The sequence below is a fragment of the bacterium genome, assembly GCA_036524115.1.
Classification (GTDB): Bacteria; JAUVQV01; JAUVQV01; order JAUVQV01; family DATDCY01; genus DATDCY01.
On sequence record DATDCY010000041.1, the window covers coordinates 1 to 9,136 of the forward strand.

Annotated in this window: 10 protein-coding genes; all 10 read left to right on the forward strand. The window is 71.9% G+C overall.

Annotation, left to right across the window (positions count from 1 at the left end; translation table 11 throughout):
- Positions 1-791: dihydropteroate synthase (gene folP / locus VI078_02010; GenBank protein HEY5998063.1), on the forward strand; the 791-nt coding region annotated here is incomplete at its 5' end.
- Entirely contained in the window at positions 788-1,573 is a 786-nt protein-coding gene (gene cdaA / locus VI078_02015) for a diadenylate cyclase CdaA (GenBank protein ID HEY5998064.1), read from the forward strand. The genes folP and cdaA, both read left to right, overlap by 4 nt.
- Entirely contained in the window at positions 1,573-1,983 is a 411-nt protein-coding gene (locus VI078_02020; GenBank protein ID HEY5998065.1) for a CdaR family protein, read from the forward strand. Before cdaA ends, VI078_02020 begins: the two co-directional genes overlap by 1 nt.
- Positions 1,980-3,389: a phosphoglucosamine mutase gene (gene glmM / locus VI078_02025; protein HEY5998066.1), complete on the forward strand. Its 1,410-nt coding sequence runs from the start codon at positions 1,980-1,982 to the stop codon at positions 3,387-3,389. Before VI078_02020 ends, glmM begins: the two co-directional genes overlap by 4 nt.
- A complete protein-coding gene (locus VI078_02030; protein ID HEY5998067.1) occupies positions 3,389-4,117 on the forward strand; it encodes a pyridoxine 5'-phosphate synthase in 729 nt (242 codons plus the stop codon). The genes glmM and VI078_02030 overlap by 1 nt, the downstream gene beginning before the upstream one ends.
- A 74-nt stretch (positions 4,118-4,191) precedes the next feature.
- Positions 4,192-4,857, forward strand: a complete 666-nt coding sequence (locus VI078_02035) for a redox-sensing transcriptional repressor Rex (protein HEY5998068.1) — start codon at positions 4,192-4,194, stop codon at positions 4,855-4,857.
- Positions 4,858-5,130: 273 nt separating this feature from the next.
- Positions 5,131-7,245, forward strand: coding sequence for an anaerobic ribonucleoside-triphosphate reductase (gene nrdD / locus VI078_02040; protein ID HEY5998069.1), 2,115 nt, complete (start codon positions 5,131-5,133; stop codon positions 7,243-7,245).
- Positions 7,246-7,422: 177 nt separating this feature from the next.
- On the forward strand, positions 7,423-7,656 hold the full coding sequence (locus VI078_02045) for a hypothetical protein (protein ID HEY5998070.1): 234 nt from the start codon (positions 7,423-7,425) through the stop codon (positions 7,654-7,656).
- A complete protein-coding gene (locus VI078_02050; GenBank protein HEY5998071.1) occupies positions 7,653-8,345 on the forward strand; it encodes an anaerobic ribonucleoside-triphosphate reductase activating protein in 693 nt (230 codons plus the stop codon). Before VI078_02045 ends, VI078_02050 begins: the two co-directional genes overlap by 4 nt.
- A 37-nt stretch (positions 8,346-8,382) precedes the next feature.
- Positions 8,383-9,096, forward strand: coding sequence for a tetratricopeptide repeat protein (locus VI078_02055; protein ID HEY5998072.1), 714 nt, complete (start codon positions 8,383-8,385; stop codon positions 9,094-9,096).
- The last annotated feature ends 40 nt before the right edge of the window (positions 9,097-9,136 follow it).

The window sequence follows — 9,136 nt, forward strand, 5'->3', positions numbered from 1 at the left end:
TCATGGGCATCGTCAACGTCACCCCCGACTCCTTCTCCGACGGCGGCGCCTTCTTCGACGCCGGTGTGGCGGTGGAGCACGGGCTGCGCCTGGCGTCCGAGGGCGCGGACATCCTCGACGTCGGCGGCGAGTCCACGCGCCCCGGCGCCGCGCCGGTGCCCGTCGAGGAGGAGCTGCGGCGGGTCGTGCCGGTGGTCCGCGGGCTGGCCGCGCGCTGCCGGCTGCCGATCAGCGTCGACACGACCAAGGCCGCGGTGGCGCGCGCGGCGCTGGAGGCCGGCGCCGCGATCGTGAACGACGTCTCGGCGCTGCGCTTCGACCCCGAGCTGGGACGGGTCGCCGCCGCCGCGGGCGCCGCCGTCGTGCTGATGCACATGCAGGGGGAGCCGCGGACGATGCAGCAGGCGCCGCACTACGACGATCTGCTGGGCGAGGTTCGCGCCGGGCTGGCGGCCGCGCTTGCCCGCGCCGAAGCCGCCGGCGTCGACCCGGCGCGCACGCTGGTCGACCCGGGGATCGGCTTCGGCAAGACCCTCGAGCACAACCTCGAGCTGCTCCGGCGGCTCGGCGAGCTGGCCGGGCTCGGGCGCCCGCTCCTCGTCGGGCCCTCGCGCAAGGCCTTCATCGGGAAGATCACCGGCTTGCCGCCGGGCGAGCGCGTCGAGGGGACGATCGCCGCCTGCTGCCTCGCCGCGGCCAACGGCGCGCACGTCGTCCGCGTGCACGACGTGGCGGCGGCGCGCCGCGCGCTCGCGGTCGCCGACGCGGTCCTCGCGGGGGGGCGCGCGTGAGCCTCACCCTCTTCGCCGAGCCGCTGCCGCCGTTGCGCTGGCAGGACGGCCTCGACATCCTGATCATGGCCTTCGTCTTCTACAACCTCATCGTGCTGCTGCGCGGCACGCGCACGATCCGCATGCTCGTCGGGCTCGCGCTGCTGCTGGCGGTCTCCTTCGCGGCCAACCGGATCGGCCTGCACGCCGTGAGCTGGGTCCTCCAGAACCTGCTCGGCGCGCTGGTGCTCGCGGTGATCGTCCTGTTCCAGCCCGAGCTGCGCCGCGGCCTCGCGAACATGGGCCGGGCGCCGCTGCTGCGCTTCCTCGACCCGATCAAGGAGGAGCGCGTGCTCCAGGAGTGCGTGCGCGGGACGCAGGCGCTGGCGGCCAAGCGCATCGGCGCGCTCATCGCCCTGCAGCGCGAGACCGACCTGCGCGCCTACGTCGACGGCGGGGTCGGCTTCGACGCCCGGGTCTCGCGCGAGCTGCTCTTCTCGATCTTCCTGCCGGCCTCGCCCGTGCACGACGGCGCGGTGCTCATCCAGGGCAACCGCCTCAGCCAGGCGGGGTGCTTCCTGCCGCTGTCGCAGAACCCGAACCTGCCGAAGGAGCTGGGGACGCGCCACCGCGCCGCGCTCGGGCTGGCCGAGGAGACCGACGCGGCCGTCATCGTCGTGTCGGAGGAGACCGGGGCGATCTCGCTGGCGTTCGGCGGCGAGCTCAGGCGGGGCCTGGACGCGCCGGCGCTGCAGCGCGAGCTCGAGCGCATCTTCCAGACCAGCCGCCCGGAGGGGACGTGATGAAGCCCGCGCTGCGCCGCTTCGCCGGCCGCCTGCCGCTGATGGCCGCCTCGCTCGTCCTGGCGACGGCGTTCTGGTTCTACGTCAACGCGCGCGAGCAGGTGGAGGTCGGCCACCTGGTGCCCCTGGTCTTCGAGCGGTTCCCGGCCCGCCTCGTGCTGGACGGCGCGCCGCTCGAGGCGGTCTACGTGCGCCTGCGCGGCGGCCGCTCGGTCATGGACGCCCTCGACCCGCAGCAGCTGCGGGTGCGCGTCGACCTGGCGTCGGCGCGGGCGGGGAACAACGTCGTGCCGCTGGCCGCGCCGCTCGTGGTCGTGCCGCGCGGGGTGACCGTGGTCGGCATCTCGCCGCCGGCCGTCAACCTCAGGTTCATCGCCCGGCCGCGGACCGGGGAGGAGGGGACCAGATGACGCGATCGCTCTTTGGCACCGACGGCGTGCGCGGGCGCGCCAACGTCGCCCCGATGACGTCGGAGACCGCGCTGCGCCTCGGGCGCGCGTGCGCCCACGTCTTCCGCGACGGGGGGCGCCGCCACCGGGTGCTCATCGGCAAGGACACGCGGCTCTCCGGGTACATGCTCGAGAGCGCGCTGACCTCCGGGGTCTGCTCGATGGGCGTCGACGTGGTGCTCGTCGGGCCGCTGCCGACGCCCGGGATCGCCTTCATGACCCGCAGCCTGCGCGCCGACGCCGGCGTCGTGATCTCCGCCTCGCACAACCCCTACGAGGACAACGGGATCAAGTTCTTCTCGCGCGACGGCTACAAGCTCCCCGACGCCCTCGAGGCCGAGATCGAGGACCTCGTCGCCTCCGGGCGGATCGATCATGTGCGCCCGACGGCCGACGCGATCGGCAAGGCCTTCCGCGCGGACGACGCGGTGGGGCGCTACGTCGAGTTCGCGAAGAGCACCTTCCCGCGCGAGCTGACGCTCTCGGGTCTGCGCGTGGTCGTCGACTGCGCCAACGGCGCGGCCTACAAGGTCTCGCCGGAGGTGCTGCGCGAGCTGGGCGCCGAGGTGGTCGTGCTCAATGCCCAGCCGGACGGCCGCAACATCAACCTCGGCTGCGGCTCCGTGCACCCCGAGGTGGTCTGCGCCGCGGTGCGGCGGGAGAAGGCGCACGTCGGGCTGACCCACGACGGCGACGCCGACCGCGTGCTCTTCTCGGACGAGCGCGGCCGGCTCGTCGACGGCGACCAGACGCTGGCGGTCTGCGCGCTGGACCTGCAGGCGCGCGGGCTGCTCGCCGGCGGCACGGTCGTCGGGACGGTCATGAGCAACTACGGCCTGGAGCTGGCGCTGCGCAAGGCCGGGATCGCGCTCGAGCGCACGCCGGTCGGCGACCGCCACGTCTTCGAGACGATGCAGCGGCTCGGCGCGGTGCTCGGCGGCGAGCAGTCCGGCCACATCATCTTCTCGGGGCACCAGACCACCGGCGACGGCATCGTCACCGCGCTCCAGGTGCTCGCGGTGCTGCAGCGCACCGGCCGGACGCTCTCGTCGCTGGCGGCCGCGATGCCGCGGCTGCCGCAGGTGCTGATCAACGTGCCGACGCAGCGGCGGGTCGCGGTCGAGTCGGTGCCCGCGCTGCGCGACGCCGTCGCGCGGGCCGAGGCCTCGCTGGCGGGGCGCGGCCGGGTGCTCGTGCGCGCCTCGGGCACCGAGCCGAAGATGCGGGTCATGGTCGAGGGACGCCAGCGGCGCGAGGCCGAGGGCGTCGCCCGCGCGCTGGCGCGGGTCGTGCAGAAGACGGTCGGGGAGAAGTCCCCGCAGGGGTCCGCCGACAGGGGCGGGAAGACCACCGGGAGGAAGCGTTGATGCGGAGGATCCGTCTGGGCGTGAACATCGACCACGTGGCCACGCTGCGGCAGGCGCGGCGCGGCCGGGAGCCCGAGCCGGTGGCGGCGGCGGCCCTCGCCGAGCTCGGCGGGGCGGACCAGATCACCGTGCACCTGCGGGAGGACCGCCGCCACATCCAGGACCGCGACCTCGAGCTGCTGCGGCGCACGGTGGCCACCGGGATCGACATGGAGATGGCCGCGGTGCCGGAGATGGTCCGCATCGCCCGGCGTGTACGCCCCGAGCTGGCGACGCTCGTCCCGGAGAAGCGCCAGGAGATCACGACCGAGGGCGGCCTCGACGTCGCGGGCCAGGCGCGCCCGCTGGGAAAGGCGGTGGCCGCGCTGCAGCGCGCGGGGATTCGCGTGAGCCTCTTCGTCGACCCGGCGCCGGGGCAGGTGCTCGCCAGCCGCGCCACGGGCGCCGACGCGATCGAGCTGAACACCGGGCAGTACGCGGAGGCGCGCACGCGGCGGGCCGCCGCTGCCGAGCTGGAGAAGCTGCGGGCGGCGGCGTCGCTCGCGGCCGAGCAAGGGCTGGCGGTCTTCGCCGGGCACGGGCTCAACTACCACAACATCCTGCCGGTGCGGGCGATCCCCGAGCTCGAGGAAGTCAACATCGGCCACAGCATCGTCTCGCGGGCGCTCTTCACGGGGCTCGAGCAGGCGGTGCGCGACATGGTGGCGCTCTTGCGGGGACGGAATTGAGTCCTGTCCCGGCACGGTAACGGCTACGCAAAGGGGACAGAATTCACGCTGTCCCCGGACGAAGGGGGTTGCCAATGCACGCGAACAACGACGGCGGGACGACGGGCTACCGGGAGGGAAAGATCCCCGAGGCGACGGTCCAGCGGCTCTCGATCTACCTGCGCTACGTGACGCAGCTGCACCGCGACGGCGTCAAGGTGGTCTCCTCGTACGCGCTCTCCAAGGGCTGCGGCGTCAAGGCCGCCCAGGTGCGCAAGGATTTCGCCTACTTCGGCGAGCTGGGGGTGCGCGGCGTCGGCTACTACGTGCACGACCTGTGCACGGACCTGCAGAAGATCCTCGGCCTCGAGCAGGTCTGGGAGGTCGCGCTCGTCGGCGCCGGGCACCTGGGCTCGGCGCTCATCGCCTATCGCGGCTTCGAGGAGTACGGCTTCACGATCTCGGCGGTCTTCGACCGCTACCCCGACGCCATCCCCGAGTCGCTGCGCTCGCTGCACCCGGTCTACGGCATCGACGCGCTGCGGCAGGTCATCCGCGAGAAGAAGATCCGGATCGCGATCGTCGCGGTGCCCGCCCCGGCCGCCCAGGAGGTCGTGAACGAGCTGGCCGATGCCGGCGTCAAGGCGATCCTGAACTTCGCACCGGCGCGGCTGGAGACGCCGTCGGGCGTGAAGATCCGCAACGTCGACCTCGCGGTCGACCTTGGCGTGCTCTCCTTCTTCGTCACGGGAAAAAGATGATTGAAGCTATTTTTTAGCTCAGAAGATACAACTTATTGATATTGCAGAGCAATCAATATCAATAATCAGAAATAATCGAGCTTTCTTGAGCTTTGTCGCGATTCGCGGAGATTCTGCGAGCCGGAATCGCCGTTTTCTGCTGAAGTCTCTGCGGAATGAATTTCGACTGTCAACACAAGATATTGTGTCTCGGCGAACGCCTCCACAAGATGTGCGCATCCTTTGCCGTTCCTGGGTTGGGGGCTTTCACGCGTCAGGGGAGGTTACGGTTCGATGACTAAGGCGATCGGGACTGATGTTCGGGAGATGCCCAAACGGGTCTTCGAGGAGACGACCGACAGCGCGCTGTTCGTGCGCACCTCCGCGGACGGGATGGCGGACTTCTCCCGCGAGCGGATCGTCGAGGCGCTGGTCCGCGAGACCCTGCTCGACGCCGAGACCGCGGAGACGATCGGCCGCGAGGTCGAGGAGCAGATCCGCGCCTTCGGCATCCGCACCCTCACCGCGCCGCTGATCCGCGAGCTCGTCGACGCCAGACTCCTCGAGCACGGGCTCGAGGGCGCCCGCAGGCTGCACACCCGCCTCGGCATGCCGCTCTACGACGTGGAGCAGCTGCTGGTGGCCCAGAACAAGGAGAACGCGAACATCCCCCACGGGCCGGAGGCGACCAACCTCACCCTCGCCGAGAACATCAAGAAGGAGTACGCGCTGCTGCGCGTCTTCTCGCCGGAGATCGCCGACGCGCACATGCGCGGCGAGCTGCACCTGCACGACCTGGGCTTCATCGACCGCCCCTACTGCTCGGGGCAGTCGCTGGAGTACGTCAAGAAGTTCGGCCTGAACTTCCCGCACGCGCTCTCGATCGCCAAGCCCGCGAAGCACCCCGAGGTGCTGCTCGCGCACATGGTGAAGTTCTCCGCGGCGCTCCAGAGCCACTTCGCCGGCGCCATCGGCTGGGACGCCGTGAACGTCTTCTTCTCGCCGTTCCTCGTCGGGCTCCCCGACCGCGACGTGCGCCAGCTGGCGCAGATCCTGATCTACGAGTACTCGCAGCAGGCGGTCGCGCGCGGCGGCCAGGCGATCTTCTCGGACATCAACCTCTACTGGGAGACCCCGAAGCACTTCGAGACGGTGCCGGCGATCGGCCCGGGCGGGGAGTACACCGGGAAGACCTACGCGGACTACCTCCCCGAGGCGCAGCGCTTCGTGCGGGCGCTCTTCGAGGTCTACCTCGAGGGCGACGGCGCCGGCCGGCCCTTCTTCTTCCCCAAGCCGCTGGTGCACATCACCGAGAAGCTCTTCCGCACGCCCGGCCACGAGGAGTTCCTCGACCTGATCTGCACCGTCGCCGCCGAGAAGGGCAACACCTACTTCGTCTTCGACCGGGGCGAGACCGCGAAGATCTCCGAGTGCTGCCGCCTCTCGTTCAAGCTCGAGCGCTCGGACCTGGAGGACGCGCGCGAGCCCTGGCGCATGCGCTACTCGGCGCTCCAGAACGTGACGCTGAACCTGCCGCGCGTCGCCTACGAGGCCGCCGGCGACACCGCGCGCCTGTTCGCGCGCCTGACCGAGCTGCTGGAGCTCGCGACGCAGGCGCACGTGGAGAAGCGGGCCTTCCTCGAGCGGCTGCTCGCGCTCGGCGACCGCGGCCCGCTCGCGCTGCTGACCATGGCGCCGGACGGCCAGCCGTACCTGCGGCTGCACCGTGCGACGCACCTCGTCGGCATGGTCGGCCTCAACGAGCTGGTGCAGGCGCACACGGGCGAGGAGATGCACGAGTCGGAGGCGGCGCTGCGCTTCGGGCTGCGCATCATCGCGCACCTGCAGCTGGAGGCCAAGCGCATCGGCGAGCGGCGGGGCATGCGCTTCGTTCTCGAGCAGACGCCGGCCGAGTCCACGGCGTACCGCTTCGCGCGGCTGGACCTGCGCCACCACCCGGGGCCGGCGGCGGCGCACGTCAAGGGCGACGCGGCGCGCGGCGAGGTCTACTACACCAACTCCACGTACCTCAACGTGCGCGCGCCGCTCAACCCGATCGAGCGCGTGCGTCGCGAGGGGCTCTTCCACCCGCTGATCGAGGCCGGCTCGCTGACGCACATCTGGCTCGGCGAGGCGCGGCCGTCCGCGGGGGCGCTGGCGGACTTCGTCGTCAAGACCTTCCGGCACACCCAGAACGACCAGATCGCGTTCTCGCCGGAGTTCACCAGCTGCAACGCCTGCCACCGCACCAGCCGCGGCCTGCAGCCGGCCTGCCCGTCGTGCGGCTCCGACGAGGTCGACGGCATCACGCGGATCACGGGGTACTTCACGCGCCTGTCCTCGTGGAACAAGGGCAAGCGCGGGGAGCTGACCGACCGCTACCGGTCGGCGGGGCACTACCAGGCCTAGTATTGAAACCTTAACGGGCAGGCTGATCAAAAGGGTCCAGATGCAAGGCGCGCGACGATCCGGCGACGACAGGTGTGAGGGGTGCGCCGCAGGCGTTCTCCCCCACTCGCTCCGCTCGCAGGGGTAAGGTGCGCACCGCCGCAGATGGGCCCTTTTCAGCGGCCTGCGGGAGGGGAGATGGAGCTGTTCACGAAGCCGGGCTGCGAGAAGTGCGACTGGGTCAAGGCGAACCTGCCGGCGGGCGTGGCGGTCACGACGCACGACATCCTCACCGCGGAGGGCCTCGCCGAGCTGGCCTTCCGCGAGCTGGTCGCCACGGCGGAGAAGCAGCTGCCCATCCTGCGGCTGCACGACGGGCGCGTCGTCACCGGCGCGATCCAGATCCGCAACGCCCTGGCAGCCGGCGCGTGAGCACCGACTTCGGGATCAAGGGCTTCCTCGAGACGTCCTTCCTCGACTGGCCGGGGCGCCTGGCCGCCGTCCTCTTCCTGGGCGGCTGCAACTTCCGCTGCCCCTTCTGCCACAACGCGGAGCTCGTGCTCGCGCCGCACCTCGTCCCCTCGATCGCCCTCGGGGACGTGCTCGAGCGCCTGCGGCCGCTGCGCGGCTGGGTCGACGGCGTGGTCGTCTCCGGCGGCGAGCCGACGCTCTCGCCGCACCTGCCCGAGCTGCTCGGGCGCCTGCGCTCGGCCGGCTTCGAGATCAAGCTCGACACCAATGGCAGCCGGCCGGAGGTCCTCGCGAAGCTCTTCGCGCGGGGGCTGGTCCAGGCCGTCGAGATGGACGTCAAGGCGCCGCTCGAGCCGGGGGCCTACACCCGGCTCGCGGGCGTGCCGGCGCGCGTCGAGCTGATTCGCGCGAGCCTCGACCTGGTCAGCCTCAGCGGGCTGCCGCACCGCTTCCGGACGACGTACGTCCCCGGCCTGCTCGACGCGGAGTCGATGGGCCGGCTGCGGCGCTCGCTCCCGGCGCAGTCGCCCTTCGCGGTGCAGGCGTTCGACCCGCGGCGGGTCCTCGACCCGGCGCTGAGCACCAGGGCGGCGCCGTCGCCGGCCGACCTGCGGGCGGCCGAGACGGCGGCGGGGGTCTTCGTCGCCTGATCCCCGCGGGGGACGCCGTGCTACAATCCGGCGGCCCATGGGACGCACCGGCAAGAAGCACGGGGTGCAGCGGCAGCGCGCCGAACTCCTGCTCCGGCAGGAACTGTACCTGCTCGTCCAGAAGGGCCGGTCGACGTTGCGACGGGGGCACCTGCGCGAGGCGCAGGAGTGCTTCGAGCGCGCGCTCGCCGTGGAGCCGTTCAACCGCGCCTCGCTCTCGGGCCTCGGCGAGCTGTGCGCGCGGCGCGGCGAGCACGCGGAGGCCTGCGAGTTCTTCGAGCGCGCCCTCGAGGCCGGCGAGCGGACCGAGCACCTGCTCTACGCCCTCGCCAACGCCTGCCGCGGCGCACAGCGGCGCGACAAGGCGTTCCGCTTCTACGAGCAGCTCGTCGAGCTCAACCCGAGCCACCTCCGCGCGCTGACGCGCCTGGGCGAGGCCTGCCTGGAGCGCAAGGACTTCCAGCGGGCCGGCGAGCTGTTCGCGCAGGCCCTGGCGCTGGACGCGCACAATCTGTACGCGCTGCGCGGCCTGGCCACGGCCACGCGCGGGCGGCGCGATTACCGCGGCGCCATTCCCCTCTACGAGCGGCTGCTGCGCCTGGAGCCGCAGGACCACCGCGTCGTGCTGCGGCTTGCCGAGGCCTACGCCCACGAGGGCGACGTCGAGAGCAGCCGGCGCGCCTACCGGCTCGCGCTCGAGATCGATCCGGGCAACCACTACGCCCTCGACGGATTAGCCAGGCTCGGGTAGCGCGGGCCGCTGGGGTGGGTCTTTTCCGCCCTGGCGGCGT